This is a genomic window from Caulobacter vibrioides, assembly GCF_002858865.1.
In the GTDB taxonomy this organism is placed as follows: domain Bacteria; phylum Pseudomonadota; class Alphaproteobacteria; order Caulobacterales; family Caulobacteraceae; genus Caulobacter; species Caulobacter vibrioides.
Window position 1 is genome coordinate 142,058 of the sequence record NZ_PJRR01000013.1, and the last position, 18,494, is coordinate 160,551.

At 66.8% G+C, this 18,494-nt stretch carries 22 protein-coding genes and 1 tRNA gene; 11 read left to right on the forward strand and 12 right to left on the reverse strand.

What is annotated here, in order from left to right:
• Positions 1-3 precede the first annotated feature (3 nt).
• Positions 4-915, forward strand: a complete 912-nt coding sequence (locus CVUC_RS08855) for a hypothetical protein (protein WP_096034599.1) — start codon at positions 4-6, stop codon at positions 913-915.
• 60 nt (positions 916-975) lie between these two features.
• On the opposite strand, the gene CVUC_RS08860 is transcribed toward CVUC_RS08855, so the two are convergent.
• The gene (locus CVUC_RS08860; RefSeq protein WP_096033637.1) at positions 976-1,428 is read right to left on the reverse strand and encodes a hypothetical protein; all 453 of its coding nucleotides are present in this window, start codon (positions 1,426-1,428) and stop codon (positions 976-978) included.
• Positions 1,429-1,523: 95 nt separating this feature from the next.
• Positions 1,524-2,168, reverse strand: a complete 645-nt coding sequence (locus tag CVUC_RS08865; protein WP_096034600.1) for a hypothetical protein — start codon at positions 2,166-2,168, stop codon at positions 1,524-1,526.
• Positions 2,169-2,294: 126 nt separating this feature from the next.
• Between CVUC_RS08865 and CVUC_RS08870 the strand changes: the two genes are divergently transcribed.
• The 4 genes from CVUC_RS08870 to CVUC_RS08885 are packed head-to-tail and all read left to right on the forward strand — an operon-like array spanning position 2,295 to position 4,063.
• Positions 2,295-2,654, forward strand: a complete 360-nt coding sequence (locus tag CVUC_RS08870) for a hypothetical protein (protein ID WP_096034601.1) — start codon at positions 2,295-2,297, stop codon at positions 2,652-2,654.
• On the forward strand, positions 2,651-2,938 hold the full coding sequence (locus tag CVUC_RS08875) for a hypothetical protein (protein WP_096034602.1): 288 nt from the start codon (positions 2,651-2,653) through the stop codon (positions 2,936-2,938). Before CVUC_RS08870 ends, CVUC_RS08875 begins: the two co-directional genes overlap by 4 nt.
• Before the next feature lie 55 nt (positions 2,939-2,993).
• A complete protein-coding gene (locus CVUC_RS08880; protein ID WP_096034603.1) occupies positions 2,994-3,458 on the forward strand; it encodes a lysozyme in 465 nt (154 codons plus the stop codon).
• Complete coding sequence (locus CVUC_RS08885; protein ID WP_096034604.1) at positions 3,455-4,063, forward strand: hypothetical protein; 609 nt, start codon at positions 3,455-3,457, stop codon at positions 4,061-4,063. Before CVUC_RS08880 ends, CVUC_RS08885 begins: the two co-directional genes overlap by 4 nt.
• 44 nt (positions 4,064-4,107) lie before the next feature.
• Here the strand turns inward: CVUC_RS08885 and CVUC_RS08890 are convergent, their stop codons facing one another.
• Together CVUC_RS08890 and CVUC_RS08895 are read right to left on the reverse strand one after the other, a co-directional pair.
• Positions 4,108-4,902 carry a BRO-N domain-containing protein gene (locus tag CVUC_RS08890; RefSeq protein WP_096034605.1) on the reverse strand — a complete coding sequence of 265 codons (795 nt, stop codon included), beginning with the start codon at positions 4,900-4,902 and terminating at the stop codon, positions 4,108-4,110.
• A gap of 468 nt (positions 4,903-5,370) precedes the next feature.
• Positions 5,371-5,751, reverse strand: coding sequence for a hypothetical protein (locus tag CVUC_RS08895; RefSeq protein ID WP_125469949.1), 381 nt, complete (start codon positions 5,749-5,751; stop codon positions 5,371-5,373).
• A 205-nt stretch (positions 5,752-5,956) separates the two neighbouring features.
• Between CVUC_RS08895 and CVUC_RS08900 the strand changes: the two genes are divergently transcribed.
• Positions 5,957-6,778, forward strand: a complete 822-nt coding sequence (locus CVUC_RS08900; protein ID WP_233279798.1) for a DNA adenine methylase — start codon at positions 5,957-5,959, stop codon at positions 6,776-6,778.
• A gap of 181 nt (positions 6,779-6,959) precedes the next feature.
• On the opposite strand, the gene CVUC_RS08905 is transcribed toward CVUC_RS08900, so the two are convergent.
• Positions 6,960-7,035, reverse strand: a tRNA-Ala gene (locus tag CVUC_RS08905).
• Between the two features lie 105 nt (positions 7,036-7,140).
• Here CVUC_RS08905 and CVUC_RS08910 point away from each other — a divergent pair.
• From CVUC_RS08910 to CVUC_RS08920, 3 genes are all read left to right on the forward strand, one after another.
• Positions 7,141-7,455: a YggT family protein gene (locus CVUC_RS08910; RefSeq protein WP_096034608.1), complete on the forward strand. Its 315-nt coding sequence runs from the start codon at positions 7,141-7,143 to the stop codon at positions 7,453-7,455.
• Entirely contained in the window at positions 7,448-7,744 is a 297-nt protein-coding gene (locus CVUC_RS08915; protein ID WP_010921449.1) for a DUF167 domain-containing protein, read from the forward strand. The genes CVUC_RS08910 and CVUC_RS08915 overlap by 8 nt, the downstream gene beginning before the upstream one ends.
• 194 nt (positions 7,745-7,938) lie before the next feature.
• Positions 7,939-9,705 (forward strand): ATP-binding protein, encoded by a 1,767-nt coding sequence (locus CVUC_RS08920; RefSeq protein ID WP_096034609.1) that lies wholly within the window; start codon positions 7,939-7,941, stop codon positions 9,703-9,705.
• On the opposite strand, the gene CVUC_RS08925 is transcribed toward CVUC_RS08920, so the two are convergent.
• The 3 genes from CVUC_RS08925 to CVUC_RS08935 all read right to left on the reverse strand — a co-directional run bounded on the left by CVUC_RS08925 (position 9,639) and on the right by CVUC_RS08935 (position 12,291).
• Positions 9,639-10,094, reverse strand: a complete 456-nt coding sequence (locus tag CVUC_RS08925; protein ID WP_096034610.1) for a very short patch repair endonuclease — start codon at positions 10,092-10,094, stop codon at positions 9,639-9,641. The genes CVUC_RS08920 and CVUC_RS08925 overlap by 67 nt on opposite strands.
• A gap of 18 nt (positions 10,095-10,112) precedes the next feature.
• Positions 10,113-11,099, reverse strand: coding sequence for a cysteine synthase A (gene cysK / locus CVUC_RS08930; RefSeq protein WP_010921452.1), 987 nt, complete (start codon positions 11,097-11,099; stop codon positions 10,113-10,115).
• Positions 11,100-11,166: 67 nt separating this feature from the next.
• Positions 11,167-12,291 carry a DNA cytosine methyltransferase gene (locus tag CVUC_RS08935; RefSeq protein WP_096034611.1) on the reverse strand — a complete coding sequence of 375 codons (1,125 nt, stop codon included), beginning with the start codon at positions 12,289-12,291 and terminating at the stop codon, positions 11,167-11,169.
• 47 nt (positions 12,292-12,338) lie between these two features.
• Between CVUC_RS08935 and CVUC_RS08940 the strand changes: the two genes are divergently transcribed.
• A complete protein-coding gene (locus CVUC_RS08940) occupies positions 12,339-12,773 on the forward strand; it encodes a COG3650 family protein (RefSeq protein ID WP_010921454.1) in 435 nt (144 codons plus the stop codon).
• Here the strand turns inward: CVUC_RS08940 and CVUC_RS08945 are convergent.
• The 3 genes from CVUC_RS08945 to purU form a co-directional block, all read right to left on the reverse strand.
• Positions 12,770-14,047, reverse strand: coding sequence for a serine hydrolase domain-containing protein (locus CVUC_RS08945; RefSeq protein WP_205685758.1), 1,278 nt, complete (start codon positions 14,045-14,047; stop codon positions 12,770-12,772). The two genes, CVUC_RS08940 and CVUC_RS08945, sit on opposite strands and share 4 nt — an antisense overlap.
• 77 nt (positions 14,048-14,124) lie before the next feature.
• Positions 14,125-15,195 carry a dTDP-glucose 4,6-dehydratase gene (gene rfbB / locus CVUC_RS08950; protein WP_096034613.1) on the reverse strand — a complete coding sequence of 357 codons (1,071 nt, stop codon included), beginning with the start codon at positions 15,193-15,195 and terminating at the stop codon, positions 14,125-14,127.
• 73 nt (positions 15,196-15,268) lie between these two features.
• Positions 15,269-16,111 carry a formyltetrahydrofolate deformylase gene (gene purU / locus CVUC_RS08955; protein ID WP_096034614.1) on the reverse strand — a complete coding sequence of 281 codons (843 nt, stop codon included), beginning with the start codon at positions 16,109-16,111 and terminating at the stop codon, positions 15,269-15,271.
• A 176-nt stretch (positions 16,112-16,287) separates the two neighbouring features.
• Here purU and argE point away from each other — a divergent pair, with 176 nt between their 5' ends.
• Complete coding sequence (gene argE, locus CVUC_RS08960) at positions 16,288-17,466, forward strand: acetylornithine deacetylase (protein ID WP_101685810.1); 1,179 nt, start codon at positions 16,288-16,290, stop codon at positions 17,464-17,466.
• On the opposite strand, the gene CVUC_RS08965 is transcribed toward argE, so the two are convergent.
• Entirely contained in the window at positions 17,429-18,469 is a 1,041-nt protein-coding gene (locus CVUC_RS08965; protein ID WP_096034615.1) for a glycosyltransferase family 2 protein, read from the reverse strand. The genes argE and CVUC_RS08965 overlap by 38 nt on opposite strands.
• Between the last annotated feature and the right edge of the window lie 25 nt (positions 18,470-18,494).

An 18,494-nucleotide genomic window follows, 5' to 3' on the forward strand; every position in this document is an offset into this window, starting at 1 on the left:
GAAATGGGCCAGCGCGTCAGCCTTAGCGACTACGTCACCGACACGAACATTCAGCCGCTCTACGATGATCCGGGCATTTCGGCGGGGACGCTGTTCCTGTTCGATCCTGGCCACTCGAAGGGGGCCTTCGCCGGCATCCCAGCCAACGGCGGGTCGGTTCCGAACATTGCGGCGTCCGTCGCGGCCGGCGTTCTGGGCGTGGATGCTTCCACCCTCGCCGGTACCGTTGCGTATCAGCGCGAAGCGGCGAATGCGCTTCTCATGGAGCGCACGACGAAGCTGGGCATCCACGGCTTGCCTTCTCAGGTCAATCAAACGACCCAGTTCAACGGCTGGAACTTCGCTCTGCCGACGGCGATCCGCGACCACATCTTCACCAACGTGCCCACGCGCGGTCTCTACGTGTCGATGATGGCCCGCAAGACCAGGGACTACACCGGCTCGCCGGCGGCGCCCCAGTCGTTTGGCCACATCCACAGCACCACGGCTGCCACGACAAACTACCTGTTCCACCTGCAGGCGCTCGCGCCCTCGCCGCCGACCAGCACCCAGCTTATCGGCAGATCCCCCACCGGCGTTCCGGCCGTGAACGTCAACACGCTGACTGCGGTGGCGGTGAAGGACTGGAGCGGCACCAAGCCGGGCAGCGCCGCTAACTCGGTCTCTTCCTTCGGCGTCGGTATCTTCGGCTCCTGGGCAAGCCTCAACATCAATAAGGGCGCTGGCCTGGTCCTCTACCGGGTGAAGGTCGAGGACCTGACGTTGACCAAGCGCGCCAACGGCGGCGCCGGCGGCACGCTCGCCGAAGAGTATGCGGCCGCGCTGGCGCGCGACCAGGAAGACTTCAACGCGTTCTTTGGCGTCGGCGGCAAGTTCTACGGCGACACCTGGACCGACCCGGCGACGTTCGCGTGAGGCGGCTCGATACGCGGCGAAGCGAACGCCTTCGTTCTGCCGTCGTCCTGCCGAGCATGTTTACTGGCGACGCGTCGTCGGCGGCGCAGCGCCAAGCTGCGCGACTGCTCGCTTTAGGCCTGGCGAAATCTCGAGTAGTGCTCCAATGGCCCGGAACAGCCCCGCCAGCAGATCGTGGGGAACCGGCGATCCGAGGTGGGCCGGTCCAGCGCTCTTGAGCGTCAGATAGGCTTGATCATTCTCGGGGTCGTGGGTCAGGCCCAAGGTCTGGATTGGGAAGGGCACGACGACGGGTCCGTCAGGGCGTTCCTCCGCCAACTGATCAGCCTTCGCCTTGATCGCTTGTAGCTCTCGGATGACGTGATCGAGAACGGACGGCTCACAGTCGAAGAGGATCGTAGGGCCACCTTCCACCTTCAGCCCGAACCCTGCACGCTCGCCTTTGGGCCACATGAGCACCTGGTCAGGACCGGAGATAGGGTAAGGGCCCTCTTCGTCTCTCTCTTCGCTCAAGCTCGCCTCCGCATCTGAGGCGGCAGCTAAGCCTTAACCACGCGCGGGAGTCGAGCCCGCGCATGTCTATCTCCTGGCGGTCGGTCCTTTGGTCATCATTCCGCGAACGGAAATTCCAGCGTTCTTTCCGCCCCAACGCCCACAGTCACCCGGACGCGCAGCACGCCGTCAGTAGGGTAGTGGATGAAGGCTTGGGCGTTCCGCCCGTGGTCGGGATTAAGGGTCAGGTTCTCGTCGATCAGGTCTTCAATCGCCGCATTGATCGGGCCTGCCACAACCCCGAGGATCTTTACCAGGGCTATGATTTCGTCTTCGGTAGCGCCTTGCAGCTCAATCGCCGCGCCGCCGCGAAATACGTGCGGGTTGCTCACGCCAAAGTGGACAGTGTCGCCACCTTGGATAGCGCCTTGAAGGATCTTGGCGGCGTCTCTCGCGGCCTTTTCCGCTTTGGGCGAAAGCGCCGTTTTCAAGCTGGCGGCACCCGCGTCTAGCGCTTTCCCAACCAGCCAAGCACGAACGTCCGGCATTGCGACTGCAAATAGCGGTGACATTGTCGCCCAGCCGGCGGGGCTGAGGAGCCAGTGAAGAACGTCGTTGGGGCCGGCTAGAGCAAAGAGCGTTTCGACCTCGACGTCGCGCTCAAGAAGTTCTCCAAGCAGTCTCTGGGATGCCAAAACCGGCTCGCTCTCGTGGCGATAGACGGTGCCCACGTGCGTGCCGAATTCCAGGTCGCGGGCCAAGGGCCTCTCCGCTTTTTTGGTGACTGAACTCAGAGCGTAACCATCACCCGCCACGGTGGCGATTGTCCACCGTCACAATTTCGCGCCGTGCGAACGGGGTCCGCATCATCATCATCGGGGGTCCACATGGACAAGAACCGCCTGCTGGGCGGCGTGGTCACGGCTGTGATCGTGTTTCTGCTCACTCTGCCCGAGCTGGTGGGCGTGCTGCTCGCCGAGCCGCCGCCGACCACGCGCAAGGCCTGGCGCTCGGTGATCGAGGCCATCGCCTCAATGGGCGTCGCCTTCGCTGTCGGGATCCTCTGCGCCAACTGGTCGGCCGGGGTCATGACCACGGTGATCCAGCACTTCCTTCACGTCGAGCTGAAAGTGGATCCCCTGGCCACGGGGGTAGCGCTGGCGGTGCTGGTCATGAGGATTGGCCCGACGATCGTCGCCCAACTCGAGAAGCGCGCGAACCGCAAAATCGACGAGGTGCTGCCGTGAGCGCCCTCGCCATCCTCGACCTCTCCCTGCTCTGGGCAGCGGCCTACGCCTTCCACTGGCGCGGTCATCTGCTGGGCCGGCGCGCGGAGGGATGGCCCCAGGCGCCGCGCAGCGTTCGTCGCGCTCTCGACCTGGCGGCCGGCGGGTGCTTCCTCGCGGGCCTCGCCGTCCTGATCTTCCGGCCCGCGCCGAACCTGGCGCACCTGGCCGTGGATACCACGATCGCGGCGTACGCGATCGTCATGGCGATCAACGTCGCCCGCCAGCGCGCCTCGCGCGGCTGATCTCACGCGAACCCGGTTCGCGTCTCCCACAACCTGAACCCCTAGGAGGCAGGCCATGAAGCCGAGCCCGCGATGCGTCGCGTTCATCAAGAGCTTCGAGAAGTGCAAGCTCACCGCCTACATGCCCACCAAGAACGATCGGCCGACCCTGGGTTGGGGCTCGACCGGGCGCGACATCAAGATGGGCATGACGTGGACCCAGGAGCAGGCCGACGCCCGCTTCGACCGTGACCTGGCCATGTTCGCCGCTGGCGTCGATCACCTGATCGGCGGCGCGCCGACGACCCAGGCGCAGTTCGACGCCATGGTCTCGTTCGCCTACAACGTGGGCCTCGATGACGACGGCGACGGCGTGGCCGAGGGCTTCGGCGACAGCACGCTGCTGAAGAAGCACAAGGCTGGCGACTACAAGGGCGCGGCCGACCAGTTCAAGTTCTGGAACAAGCAGAAGGGCCTCGTCCTGGCCGGCTTGACCCGCCGCCGTGGCGCCGAGGCGGCGATGTACAGGGGCGAGATATGAGCGCCCTCCTCGCGTGGGCCATCCGAGCGGGTGGATGGCTGAAAGCCTTCGCCCAGACCCGCTTCGGCCGCCTGGTGCTCGCGGTCCTCTTCATCGCCCTGCTGGTGGGCCTGGCCTGTGGCCTGAGCTACGGCGCCGGCGTCGACCATGAGAAGGCCGCCGAGGCCAAGCGGCGCGCGGCGGCCGTCAAGGTCGTGCAGCGCGTGGCGACCAAGGGCCGGGAGATCTCGGCCGACGTCTCCTACCAGCTCGACGCCCGCAAGGTCGAGATCCGCACCGTCACTCAAACCCTGATCAAGGAGGTACCGGTCTATGTCACCGCTGAAAGCGACCGCGCTTGCGTTGTGCCTGTTGGCTTTGTCGGCCTGCACGACGCCGCAGCTCGCGGGTCCGCCGTTCCCGCCGCCCCCGGTGGACCTGTCGAAGCCCCTTCCGGGGTTCCGCTCTCTGCCGTCGCCGAAACCGTCGCCGCCAACTACGGCGTCGCCTTCGAATGGCGGGCTGAGGCCCTAGCCTGGCGCGACTGGTACGCGCGTCAGGCCGATCTCTGGCGAAAGAATATCAGGCGGCCGGATCCAGGGCCTGACCGCTCGCCGACAGGTTAGAGCGAACGAAAAGGCCCCGCCGGTTAGGCGGGGCCTCAAGCCCGTTACCGGCGCCAGCTAATCTGCGGCTTCGGGCGCGGCGCGCGCACACCCGGCATCAACTTCGGCAGATGGCGGATGGCCTCGGGGTCCCGCGAGAGGAAATAGTCGCGGGAGCGATCCGGGATCCAAACGGTTTCGAGAAATTCAATGAACAGCGGCAGCATGCGCATCGGGTACTGGCGGGCCTCGAACTCGCGCTTCGGCGTCCAGTGCATGTACATGCTGTAGCAGTCAGCGACACTGTCGTGGTTTTCCTTGAGCCACTCCGAGAACAGCCGGCCGGCGCTCACGTCCGGGCGCAGCTCCTTACCGTCCGGAGCGACGTCTGCCATCAGGTGGCCGACCATCTCCAGGCGGCCGTGAAGGCGCACGGCCATTTCGCTGATCACAGAGAAGTAGCCGGGCGAGACCCGATCCCAGTTCTCGTTGAACCGTCGAATGAACTTCGGCGTACCGGCGCGGCCATAGCTGCCCGTCTTCCGAATGGACGGCAGCACCTCGGAGGTCACCCACTTCTTGAACCGCTTCGAGCCTTCCTTCCGGCTCGTGAGGATCAAGCTGTAGAGCCCGGACTCGTTGATGATCGTCTGCTGCTGCGTCCGTCCCATGGCGTCGGCAATACCGACGGCATCCTTCTCATCTGCATCGAGGCGTCCAGCCGCATCACGCGGATTGAGAATTTCCAGCGCCTTGCACACGTCCGTGAGGACGAACCAGGGTTCGCCATCTCGATTGATAGTCCGGAATTGGTCTTTGTCTTCAGTCTCGAAGACTTGCAGTTCAAATTGGAGCGCCATGGCGCTGTAGGCCTTTCCCCGGCTGTGCCGGATTGTAAGAAGGCCGTTGACAGCGAGGTCATCCCGCCGGTACCACCGGCGTACTCCCAAGGTAACTCCACTGCCGAGGCGGGGCCTATACCGCATCGGACGTTGCCCTGGACTGGCGGGTCGTTGGCGCCCAACCGACGACCCGTCCACAGCAACGCTCCCCTACCCAATCAGCCTCTTCGCGGCGCGCTTCAAGCGGCTGCAGGCGTGTTTTTGCTTAACAACCTGTGAACGGCGGTGATTGCGCGAGCAATTTCAAGGGGTTGCGCGACCGCAAAAAAACCGCTTTTCAAACGGGAAAAGAGGCAAAGTTTTAAGAACTCAGCCTCGAACAGCGATTCTGACCTTGAGGCTTGGCCGGCGATTCTGTCTCGCGCGAGTAGATCTGTCGGCGGGACCTGGTGCCAGAGAACTTCTTGAGTAGTCGGAGAGCGACTGTCAGCGACCGTCTGGGCCGTAGCCTCGGTAGGCATTGTAGGCGCGGTTGGCGCGCCGGCTCTTCCAGACCTCGATATCGCGCGCGCTCGGCGCCTTCAGCTGGGTCCATGACCCACCCTTGGCCGTCCTGGCCGAGAACGTCACGAAGCCCTCGCAGGGGAACCGCCCATCGCTGACCACGGTGCACCGCGGATGTCGGCCCCAGCCGATAGTGTCCGGGCCAAGCACCTGCACCATCACCTTCAACGAGACCCGCTGGGTGACGCCGCAGCGCCCACAATGCGACCGTAGCTGCCAGCCTAGAACGTGCATCTCGCCCAGGGTCAGCGCCGTGAGCGGCATAGCCGGCGGACAGACGCGATCGGGGCTTGGTCCACCCATCTCCAGTTTCCAGCCTTCTTGCCCGGACCTCGGGCGGGACCGGCGCGCGCCAACGCGCCGATCGACGAGCGCTCCCTCGTCACGCACCGCCGTCGATCGCCGACGGCCCGTCCGCCCTGCCCAGGGCGGCGGACTCATAAGCGCCAAGAGGAGCTTCCCGCAAATGAAATGTTCCGTAAATGTTCACGTTCCGCCATGCGACCCGGTGACGCCTGCCGAACCGGCAGCGCCGTGGATCGGAGGTAAGCGCCACCTAGCCAAGCGCATTTGCCAGATCCTGGCCGCGACGCCTCATGACGCCTACTGCGAGCCGTTCATCGGCATGGGTGGCGTGTTCCTTCGCCGGGCAGTGCGCCCCGGCGTCGAGGTCATCAACGATGTGTCCGGCGACGTCGTGACGCTGTTTCGCGTCCTGCGGGCTCACCCCGAGGCGCTGCTTCGCGAGCTGCGCTGGCGGCCGGCGATGCGCGCCGAGTTCGACCGTCAAAAGGCGCTCGCGGCCCACGACCTCACGGACGTCGAGCGGGCCGCACGGTTCCTCTATCTCCAGGTGCTAGCTTTCGGCGGCAAGGTGCGCGGCCGAAACTTCGGCGTGGACCCGTCGGCGCCGCACAACTTCGATATCCGGCGCCTGGAGCCCAGGCTGCGCCGGATCCACGACCGACTGGCTGGTGTGACGATCGAGAACCTGGACTGGTCGGAGTTCATCCCGCGCTATGACCGCGCCGGCACGCTGTTCTACCTCGACCCGCCTTACTGGGGCAGCGAAGACGACTACGGCCGGGAGCTGTTCGCCCGCGCCGACTTCGAGCGCTTGGCCGACATGCTGTCGTCGATCGAGGGCCGGTTCCTGCTGTCGATCAATGATGTGCCGGCGATGCGAACCGCGTTCGCCTGGGCTCAGATCGAGGCGGTGAACACCGTCTACTCGGTTGGCAATGCGGACCCGTCGGCGCCGGCAAAGGAGCTGCTGATCGGACGCGGCGTGAACCTCGCAAGCGTCGCACCGCCCCCGACACTCTTCTGATGCGGCGACGCGACGCACCGAGCTAGCCTCGCGGAAGAATATGCCCTGAAGGCGCTCTAAGGCACGCCAAAGCTCGGCCGAGCCGCGCAGTCGCCTCAGAAAGTTTTTAGGGTAAGTTTGAGGGTACGAGATCGCGTGTTGGCGCGAAAGCCAAGCGCTGCGGGTGTTCTCGGAAAGTCCTTGGTGGAGCCGAGGGGAATCGAACCCCTGACCTCCTCATTGCGAACGAGGCGCTCTACCATCTGAGCTACGGCCCCAAGGAGCGGCGGAGATACGGCCCCAAAGCGCGCTCGTCAAGCGGCTCCTTGCTTGCCAGCGCGCGCGTGGCGCGGCAAGAAGCGGAAAGTCCGGACGGGAAACCCATGACCGCCATCATTCAATTCGTTTTCTTCATCCTCGGCGGCCTGCTCAGCCTCCTTTGGTGGGCCATCGTCATCTCGGCGATCCTCAGCTGGCTGGTCGCGTTCGACGTGATCAACCGCCGCAACACCGCTGTGTACCAGGTGCTGGATTTCCTGGATCGCGTGACCGGACCGGTGCTTCGCCCGTTCCAACGCGTGATCCCGTCGCTCGGCGGCGTCGACATCAGCCCGATCGTTGTTCTGCTGATCATTTCGGGCGTGCAGAACTATCTGCTGCCTGCGCTTCAAGGCACGCTGATCGCTCTTCTTGGCTGACGGCGTGGCGGTGACGCTCGTGGTGCGCCTGACCCCGAGGGGCGGGCGAGACGCCGCCGAGGGTTGGGCGCTTGACGCCGACGGCCGCCTCTATCTGAAGGTGAGGGTCGCCAGTCCGCCCGTCGAGGGCGCGGCGAATGCGGCCCTCATCGCCTTTCTGGCAAAGACCCTGAAGATTCCTCGCTCGGCCGTACGACTGGCGGCTGGCGAAACCGCGCGGCTAAAGCGTCTCGAACTGGAGGGCGTAGACCCAGCCGATGTCGCACGCGCGTTCGGGCCGCCGAACTAGCGCGGGTCGGCATTCTTGGGATTTTATGCCTCAAAATCTGCCCCAAAGGCAGCAACACGCAAAAATCTTCCGGTGCGCGCCGGAGACCCAAGCCGTTGACGAAACGCTGGTCTTTCATTTCCTCTTAGCCCCTCGTGACTAGGGTTATTGGGTAAGGGATTGCTCTGCGATCTCCTTGGGGGGGCGGAGCGCCCATGAGCGCCGAGACGAAGGATATTGACCTGGAACGCGCTGTCGCCTCACGACGCGTCAACACCTATCTGCGCCTCAGCTCGACCTTTGCGATCTGCGCGACCCTGCACCTCGTCGTTGGCTTGCGCTGGGTTTGGATCTGGGGAGCGCTCTACACCGCGATCCAGTTCCTGGAGACCTGGCTGGCGCTTCAGCTCATCAAGCGACCGCAGAGCAGCCCTGATCGCTGGCGCCGCTTCTCCGTCATCGCCCTGCCCTTTCTGACCTCCTCCGTCTTCGGATTCCTGGCGATTCCCCTGTTCGCGTCCGACGCCCGGTTCGCGCCGACCTTGGGCGGCATGCTGCTGGCCGGAGCGCTGATGAACGTCGTCATCGTCCACGGCGGCCTTCGCTCAGCGACCATCGCCGCAGCGACGCCGTACGTCGGCTATCTTCTGGTCATCCCCATCGTGGCCCGGCAGGCCAATCCCGATGCACCCCTGGCCAACGCCCTGTGGTTTGGCGCGCTCCTGCTCATCGCAGCGATGGCGGTCGCCTCGCGCAAGCTTCACGCCGCGCTGAAAGCGGAGGCGGACGCCAAGACCGAGGCGGAGCGTCGCCGCCACGAGGCCGAGGAAGCCGTCGCGGCGAAATCGGCCTTCGTCGCCATGATCAGTCACGAACTTCGCACGCCGATCAGCGCCATTCTCGCGGGGGCCAGCCGCCTGCACAGCGAAGCGCCCGAAGCCAGCTCCAAGGTGCACGCCCAGCTGATCGCCGACGCGGGCGGGCTGATGCGCACGCTGCTCAATGACCTTCTGGACTTTTCGCGGCTCGAGGCGGGCCGAATGTCGGTGGAGAAATCGCCGTTCAACCTCCGCCAGAGCCTGTCGGATACGCTGCGCTTCTGGCGGCCGGAGCTTGCCCGCAAGGGACTGAAGCTGCGCGTCGTCGGCGCCTCGACGATCCCGCAGTGGACGCTCGGCGACGCCATGCGCCTGAAGCAGGTGCTCAACAACCTATTGTCCAACGCCGCCAAGTTCACCCGAAGCGGCGGCGTGTCGGTGACGCTGGGGGCCGAGATCGTCGGCGATCAGGTGCGGCTGGTTGTCGACGTGGTCGATACCGGTCCAGGCATTCCCGAAGCCGCGCTTCCGCGCCTGTTCACGCCTTTCGATCAACTCAATGAGTCGGTGGCTCGCCTGCACGGCGGGTCCGGGCTTGGTCTGGCCATCAGCCGCGAGCTCGCGCGCCTGATGGGCGGTGATCTGACGGCGTCCAATGCGCTAGGCCAGGGCGCGCACTTTCGGTTTTCGGCATTGCTGGAGGCCGCCGAAGCGCCTGTGGTTCCGACGCTGGGCCCATCGATCAGCGGCCTGCGCGTGCTGGTCGTCGACGATCACGTCGTGAACCGGCGGGCCGTCGAACTGGTCCTGCAGCCCTTCGGCGTGGAAGCCACCCTCGCCGAATCCGGGGAGGAGGCCCTCGAACTTCTTCGCTCCGAGGTCTTCGACGCCATTCTGATGGACGTCTACATGCCGGGTATGGACGGGCGCGAGACGACCCGCACGCTCCGCGCCGGCCAGGGCCCCAATCGCGATGCGCCGGTCGTTGCGGTCACCGCCTCGGCCACGATCAAGGATTGGGAGGCCTGCGCGGCGGCCGGCATGAACGCCCATGTCGCCAAGCCCATCGATCCGGCCGAACTGTTCTCGGCGCTCGCTCAAGTCATGGCGGCGCGCGGCGCTGTCGAACCTTTCAAAACCGAAGTCGCCGCGAGCAGCGCCTGAAGCCGGGCGCTCAGGGCCGCTTCGTCCTTGAAGTCACACTCCCAGACCACCTGGGTCCGCCATCCGGCCTGCGCCAGAGCCGCCAGGGCGCGCTGATCCCGCGCGATGTTTCGGGCGACCTTGGCCAGCCAGTAGTCGCGGTTCGCCTTGGGCACGCGCGCGCCCCGGGCGCAGTCGTGACCGTGCCAGAAGCAGCCGTGGACGAAGAAGGCCAGCCTGCGCCCCGGCATGACCACGTCCGGCGACCCCGGCAGATCCTTGCGATGCAGGCGATAGCGGGCGCCCAGCCCCGTAAGCAGCCGGCGCAGGCGAAGCTCAGGACCGGTGTCCTGGCTTCGCACGCGCGCCATGACGGCCGAGCGCTTGGCCTTGTCATAGACGTCGGACAAGGCGCGCCGCCCCCAGGCCTAGAGCCCGTCGAACAAAGCCGTCGACAGGTAACGCTCGGCGAAGCTGGGGATGATCACGACGATCGTCTTGCCCTTGTACGCATCGCGCAGGGCCAGATCGAACGCGGCCGTCAGGGCCGCGCCGGAGCTGATGCCGACCGGCAACCCTTCGGTGGCCGCCGCGCGGCGGGCCATGGCGAAGGCGTCGTCATTGCTGACCTGGACGATGTCGTCGATGACGCCGCGATCCAGCACGCCGGGCACGAAGCCCGCGCCGATCCCCTGGATCTTGTGCGGACCCGGCGCGCCGCCCGACAGCACCGGCGAGGCCTCGGGCTCCACCGCCACCATCTTCAGCGAGGGCTTGCGCGCCTTCAGCGCCTGGCCAACGCCCGTGATGGTGCCGCCGGTCCCGACGCCCGAGACCACCGCGTCGACCGCGCCGGCGGTGTCGTTCCAGATCTCCTCGGCGGTCGAGACGCGATGGATCAGCGGATTGGCGCTGTTTTCGAACTGTTGCGGCATCACCGCGCCCGGGGTCGCCTCGATCAGCTCCTGGGCCCGGGTGACCGCGCCGCGCATGCCCTTCTCGGCCGGAGTCAGTTCCAGCTTGGCGCCGAGCAGCAGCAGCATCTTGCGGCGCTCGATCGACATGCTCTCGGGCATGACCAGGGTGAGCTTGTAGCCCTTGGCCGCCGCGACGAAGGCCAGGGCGATGCCGGTGTTGCCCGAGGTCGGCTCGATGATCGTCGCGCCCGGCTTCAAGACGCCCTGGGCCTCCAGCGACTCGATCATCGAGACGCCGATCCGGTCCTTTACCGAGGCGATCGGGTTGAAGAACTCCAGCTTGGCCAGGACCTCGGCCTTGGGGTTCAGTTCGGCGGACAGACGCGGCAGGCGCACCAGCGGGGTGTCACCGATCGTGTCGATGATCGAGTCATAGATCTTGCCACGGCCAGCGCGCTTGAAGCGGGCGGCGTCATAGAGGGAGGAAGCGTCGTCCATCGGAGCACCCTGGGGCCTTATGCGGAGAGGCGGCACCCTAGACCCGCCTCAGGCCGCTGTCAGGGGGTCATTCGGCGGCGAGGCTTGCAGTTTTGCTATCAACGAGCGGGACCAGCAGGGTTTCCGCCAGCCAGCGCACGACGGGGACGGCGACGCCGTCGCCCATCACCTGCAAGCCTGCGGTCTGCGACTTGGGCAGCTGGTAGCTGTCGGGCAGGCCCATCAGGCGCGCGGCTTCGCGGGGTGAGATCAGGCGCGAGCGAACTTCGCCCCCGTCGATCACCAGCAAGGTCTGGCGCGAGGAGCCGCCGCGCGGCGTCCGCAGGCATCCGGCCAGACCATCGAACCGGACCTCGGCGCGCTGCTCGCCGCCGCGCATGCGCCGGAAGACCGCGCCCACGGCGCGCTCGCGCCCGGCCCGGCGCGCCTCGACGGCGGCGCGATGCGATGGCGCCATGAGCGCCAGCAGGGCTGCGGTGCGTTCCGGCGGGTTCCAGACAGCCCTGTCGTCGGGCTCCAGCATCGAAGCGAGGTCTGTATTGCGCGCGGGCGGCGACGGCGCGCCCCACCAGACCCAGCTCGCCTGCAGATCGGCGGGCAGACGCGCGGCCGCCTCGCGAACGGCCCGCGTGTGGAAGGCGCTGGAGCCGACAAGGTCGCCGGGCGGGTTTCGCGTGGCGACCACGAACACGCGGGGCCGGGACTGAGGCACGAAGGCGCCGGCGTCGATCTCCAGCGCACCGAAGCGATAGCCTTCCTCATGCAGGGCCTGGCACAGCGCGGTGAAGTCGGCGCCGCCATGCGAGGTGAGCAGTCCGACCACGTTCTCGATCACGATGACCGGTGGCGCGCGCCCTTCGGCCGAGAGGGACCGCATCAGGCTCCAGAAGCCGAAGAAGGCCGAAGAACGCCCGCCCGCCAGACCCGCGCGCGCGCCCGCCAAGCTGAAGTCCTGGCAAGGGCTGGACGCCCAGGCCAAATCGGCGTCGGGCAAGCGCTCGGCGCTGAGCGCGAAAACATCGCCTTCCTGGAAGTGCTTACCCGCGTCCGCGAAGTTGGCGCGATAGGTCGCCGCCTTGACCGGATCGAAGTCGTTGGCGAAGGCGCACGCCCAATCGGCGCCCAGGCCGAGGCGGGCCATGCCGCCGCCGGCGAAGAACTCCAGAAAACGCCGTTGACCGTTCCGATTCATCGTCGGCGAGTCTAGCCTCAAGCGACCTTTCGGGGATAGCCACAGACATGCGCCACGCCCTCCTGATCGCCGCCGCCCTGATGCTCGCCGCCTGCGGCGCCCCGATGGGCGCGTCCGAGAACGCGCCGCCGCCGGCCGACGCGCCGATCACGGTCGGCCCCGACTATTCCGGCGACTTCGACGCCATCGGAACAGAGCCGTTCTGGGCCGTGAAGGTGCGGGCCGATAGCTTCACCCTGACGCGTCCGGACGCGCCGGAGGTCACCGCCGCCAACCCCGGCGTCCGCGCGGACGGCGAGCAGGGGGTCTGGGACGGCACGGCGGGCGAGCAGCGTCTGGTTTTGCGCCTGACGCCCGGCGAATGCACGGACGGGATGTCGGAGCGCCGCTACGGCTACGCCGCCGAGGTCTGGATCGACGGCGAGACCCTGCGAGGCTGCGCGGCCAAGACCGCCGCCCTGGCCGCCCAGCCCAGGCCCTAATCGCCCTTCGGCCCCAGATAGTCGGGGCCATAGACCGCCGCGCGGAAGTCGCGGTGCAAGGTCCCGTCGAAGGGCAGGGTCTGTACGAACAGCACCGCCGTCAGCTGATTGGCCGGATCGACCCAAAACACCGTGCTGGCCATGCCGTCCCAAAAGTACTCGCCCACCGCGCCGCGATTTTCGCTCGGGGTCTGGGGCTGGCTGTTGCGAACGGCGACATCGAAGCCGAAGCCGACCGCCCCCTTGCCGGGCAGCCAGCTTCGCGCCGTCACCCGGGGGTCGAGATGATCCGACGCCATCAATCGCACGGTCGAAGGCTTGAGGATCCGCACGCCGTCCAGAGCGCCTTGCCCCAGCAGCATTCGGGAAAAGCGGGCGTAGTCGTCGATTGAGGCCACCAGCCCCGCCCCGCCCATGGTGAGGCGGCGGCTGGGGTCGAAATTCATCCGCCGGGTGACGACATCGTCCTGACGCGCCAGCTTGCCGTCCGCGCCCCTCTGATAGGTCGCGGCCAATCCGGCGAAGGCGGCCTCGGGCTGGGTCCAGGCGGTCGTCCTCATGCCCAGCGGCTCAAGGACGTTGGCCTTGACGTAGGTCTCGAACGGCTGGCCCGAAAGCCTTTCCACCAGCAGCGCCTGGACGTCGACGGCGGCGCTGTAGCTCCAGCGCTCGCCAGGATCGTACAGCAGGGGCGCGGTCGCCAGACGGCGGCCGAACTCGGCAAGGTCGTTGTTCAGGTTCAGCGGATCGGCGGCGCGGAACGCCGCATCGGCGGGGCCCTCGCCCCAGCCGTACGAAAAGCCCGCCGTATGGCGCAGGATGTCACGAACCAGGATCGGCCGGGCCGCCGGCCGCACGCCGCCCTGACCGTCCGACACCTTCATGTCGGCGAACTCCGGCAGGTAGCGGGCCAGCGGATCGTCCAGGCCGAACTTGCCCTGCTCCCAAAGCTGCATCAGGGCCACGCCCGTGACGGGCTTGGTCATCGAGAAGATCTGGACGAGAGCGCTGCGGTCCATGGGCTTGCCGGCCTCGCGGTCTGCCATGCCGGCGACGCCGAAATAGCGCTCCTGGCCGCCTTGCCAGACCAGCGCAGAGACCCCGGCGGCGCGACCGCTGTCGACCATGGCCTTCAGCGCCGCATTGATCCTGGCCTTGTCGATCTTGACGCTCGCCGACGCCTCGGCGGCCCGGGCGGGCGCGGCGATCGTCGGCGCGGCCTGCGCGCAAAGCAGCGACGCCGCGACGGCGGCGAGAACGAACTTCCTGGACACGCGGCCCTCCCGCAACGCTGTTGTGACAACGTTGGACTGTCGCCGAGCGCGCGGCGCTTTTCCAGCGCGACGTGGACTTAAGCCTGCTTCGACAGACCCAGGCGCTGGCCCGCATAGCGTTCGCGCAGCGGCGCCCACCAGGCCTCGTTGTCGAGGTACCACTGGATGGTCTTGCGCAGGCCCGTGTCGAACGTCTCCTGCGCCGTCCAGCCGAGCTCGGTCTCCAGCTTGGTGGCGTCGATGGCGTAGCGGGCGTCATGGCCCGGACGGTCGGCGACGAAGGTGATCAGGTCGCGGCGGCTCCGGCCGGGGATCGGGCGCAGCTCATCGAGGATGTCGCAGATGGCTTCGACCACCTGAAGGTTGGTCCGCTCGTTGCGGCCGCCGACATTGTAGCTCTCGCCGGGCACGCCCTTCGTCGCGATCAGATGCAGCGCGCGGGCGTGATCCTCGACATGCAGCCAGTCGCGGACATTGTCGCCCTTGCCGTAGACCGGCAGCGGCTTGCCCTCCAGCGCGTTCAGCGTGACCAGCGGGATCAGCTTCTCAGGGAAGTGATAGGGCCCGTAATTGTTCGAGCAGTTGGAGACCACGACCGGCAGGCCATAGGTGTGCTGCCAGGCCCGCGCCAGGTGGTCCGATGAAGCCTTCGACGCCGAATAGGGCGAGCGCGGATCATAGGGCGTTGTCTCGCTGAACAGGCCCTCGGCGCCCAGGCTGCCGAACACCTCGTCGGTCGAGATATGGTGGAAGCGGAAGCGGTCCTTCGCCTCGCCTTCCAAACCGCGCCAGTGCTCCAGAGCGGCCTGCAGCATCACATAGGTGCCGACGATGTTGGTCTGAATGAAATCGCCCGGGCCGGTGATCGAGCGGTCGACATGGCTCTCGGCGGCCAGATGCATCACGACGTCGGGGCGGAACGCCTTGATGGTGGCGCAAACCCTCGCTGCGTCGGCGACGTCGCCCTGAACGAACTGATAGTCGGCCTTGCCCTCCAGCATGGCCAGGCTGGCCTGCGAGGCGGCGTAGGTCAGCTTGTCGTAGTTGAGGATCGCGACATTGTTCTGGCCGGCCAGATGACGGCACACGGCCGAGCCGATGAAGCCCGACCCGCCGGTCACCATCACGCGAAGATTTTGCTGCGACATGCGCTGGACGGCTCTTGCCCTTGGAAGAGCAAGCCCCGTATCCAGTTTTTAGTGTACGCGCAACTCCACCCGCCTAATCGGTGAACACCACAGTCTTGCGGCCGTTGAGCAGCACCCGGTCTTCCAGGCGGTAACGCAGGGCCCGGGCCAGGACGCGGCGCTCGATGTCGCGGCCCTTGCGGACCAGATCCTCTGGCGTGTCGCGGTGGCTGATGCGCTCGACGTCCTGCTCGATGATCGGACCTTCATCGAGGTCGCCGGTCACATAGTGAGCCGAGGCGCCGATCAGCTTCACGCCCCGCGCATGGGCCTGGTGGTAGGGCTTGGCGCCCTTGAAGCCCGGCAGGAACGAGTGGTGGATATTGATGCAGCGGCCCTGCAGCTTGGCCGACAGGCCGTCGGACAGCACCTGCATGTAGCGGGCGAGAACGACGATGTCGGTCTTGGTTTCCTGGATCAGCTTCCACAGTTCGGCTTCCTGCTCGAACTTGGTTTCCTTGGTCACCGGCAGGTGATGGAAATCCAGACCCGACAGATCAACGTGAGCGTAGGTTTCCGCCGGGTGGTTTGAGACCACGCCGGTGATGTCCATCGGCAGCTCGCCGATCCGCCAGCGATAGACGAGGTCGGCCAGGCAGTGGTCGAACTTGCTGGCCAAGAGCAGCACCCGGTAGCGGTCGGCGCGATTGCGCAGCGTCCACTTCATCTTGAAGCCGTCGGCGAGCGCGCCGAAGTCGCCGCGAAGCGCCTCGCGATCCGCGCCGTCGGCGTCGAAGACCACCCGCATGAAGAACTGACCGGTCTCCTGGTCGTCGAACTGCTGGGCGTCGAGAATGTTGCAGCCGCGCTCGAACAGGAAGGCGGAAACCTTGGCGACGATGCCGCGCTGGTCGGGACAGGAGAGGGTCAGGATCATGGTCCGCTCCCTCTAGAGAAGCCGGCGCGCAAAGAAAAGCGCTTCATCCTGGCGGGCGAGCACGAAATCACCCAGCGGCGGGCGCTCTGATCGCCACAAGGGCACGTCCTTGCGGAGGAGAACCCTGAGGGACGCCGGGGTGGCCGATTAGGTGCAAACGGGTCTAGGCTGGCGCCATGGTCGCCTCCTCAGAAGCCCTGTCCGCCCGCGCCATCGACATCCTGGCCAAGCTGGTGGCGTTCGACACCACCTCGCGTCGCTCGAACCTCGCGCTGATCGAATGGGTCGAACAATATCTCGCCGAGCTGAACGTCCCGACCCGACGCGTGCCGAACGCGGACGGGACGAAATCGAACCTGATGGCGATGATCGGACCGGCCGTGGAGGGCGGAGTCGTGCTGTCAGGCCATACCGACGTGGTGCCGGTCGACGGCCAGCCCTGGTCCACCGATCCTTGGACGCTGACCGAGCGTGACGGTCGGCTGTATGGACGCGGAACCTGCGACATGAAGGGGTTTCTGGCCCTGGCCCTGGCCGCCGCCCCAGACCTGGCCCAGGCGAACCTTCGCAAGCCCGTGCACCTGGCCTTCTCCTATGACGAAGAGGTCGGCTGCCTGGGCGCGCCCGACATGATCGACGTGATCGCCCGCGAAGTTCCCCGCCCCGCCCTGGTGGTGGTGGGCGAGCCCACCGACATGGTGGCGGTACGCGCCCACAAGGGCATCGCCAGCTTCAAGGTCACCGTCACCGGCCGCGAGGCCCATTCCAGCCTGACCCATCTGGGGGTCTCGGCGAACATGGTCGCGATCAAGCTGATGGCCATGCTGGTCGGTCTCTCCGAAAAGCTCGAGCGGGAGGCCGATCCCAACTCGCCGTTCACGCCGAAGGGCGCGACCCTGACGATCGGTCAGGTCAACGGCGGCACGGCGGTCAATATCCTGGCGCGCGAATGCGTGTTCATCTTCGACCTGCGGACGCCCGCCGGGATGGATCCGGTCGCGCTGCTGTCGGACTTCTTCGCCATGGCGTCGGCCCTGGACGCCGAGATCAAGGCCAAGGCCCCCGAGGGCGGGGTCAAGGTCGAGCGGCGTTCGCTGACCCCGGCCTTCGCGCCGGAAGAAGACGGCGTCGCCGAGGCCTTCGCCCGCAAGCTGGCGGGTGACAACGGCCCCGCGCGCGTCGTGCCCTACGCCGCCGAAGCCGGACAGTTCCAGGGCGCGGGCTTCTCGACCGTGATCTGCGGACCCGGCTCGATCGACCAGGCCCACCAGCCCAACGAGTATGTCGAGATCAGCCAGATGCAGCGCGGCGGGGCCTTCATGAGGCGGCTGGTCGAGGACCTTTCCACTTCCTGATCACGAACCGCCGGCCGATAAAGGCCGCCGGATCGAGCGACATCACCCGCAGGATCGCGCCCGGCGAGGCCTTGCGCCTGGCCTGGATCACCCGACGATCCGCCATCACCTGGTCCAGATCCTCGCGCTTCAGCGCCGCCCGGATGCCCCGGATCGCCGGCGCCACATCACCCCGCCGCCAGTGCAGCAGCAGAAGCCCAGCCGTCACCGCCACGTGCAGCGGCAGCGTCACCGGCAACAGCCAGCCGGGCGTGTTCTTCAGGAACGTCCAGACGCGGTTGCGCGAGCCGTGGAAGATCGAGAAATCCGACCGAACCCCGGTGCTGGCCGAACCCACATGGGCGACCTTGGCCTTGGGCAGGAGCAGCGTCGGCTGGCCATAGAGCCGCAGGCGATAGCCCAGATCGACGTCCTCGCAGTAGCAGAAGTAGCGCTCGTCAAAGCCGCCGACCGACAGGAACAGGTCCCGGTCGATCAGCATCGCCGCGCCGCAGGCCGAAAACACCTCGCCCTCGGGTAAGACCGGCGGCGGCTTGCGGCCATACCCGCCGCGAAACGGTATGCCCGCGCTGGTGACATTGTCGCCGGCGCCGTCCAGCAGACCGGGACGATCGGCAGACAGTTGCAGGGAGGCGAAGCTCTTCACGGTCGGATGGCGCGCCGCGCCCGCCATCAGCTGCTCCAGCCAGTCCGGTTCGGCATAGGCGTCGGGATTGAGCAGCACCAGCCACCGGCCCTTGGCGCGCCGGGCGGCCAGGTTGTTGCCGGCGGCGAAGCCGAGATTGGCGCCCGCCTCGACGAAATCGACCCAAGGATGGGCCTTGGCCGCCGCCTGGGGCGCGCCGTCGGTCGAGGCGTTGTCGATCAGGATCGTCTCGAAGTCGCGAAACGTCTGCGCCGCCAGCCTGGCCAGGCAAGGCTCCAGCGTCGGCCCGCTCTGATAGGAGACGATGACCACCGTTACCGCTGGGCCGGTCTTGTGTTCGGTCGTTTCAGACGGCATCGGTGGTCAGCAAATTCCAGAGCAA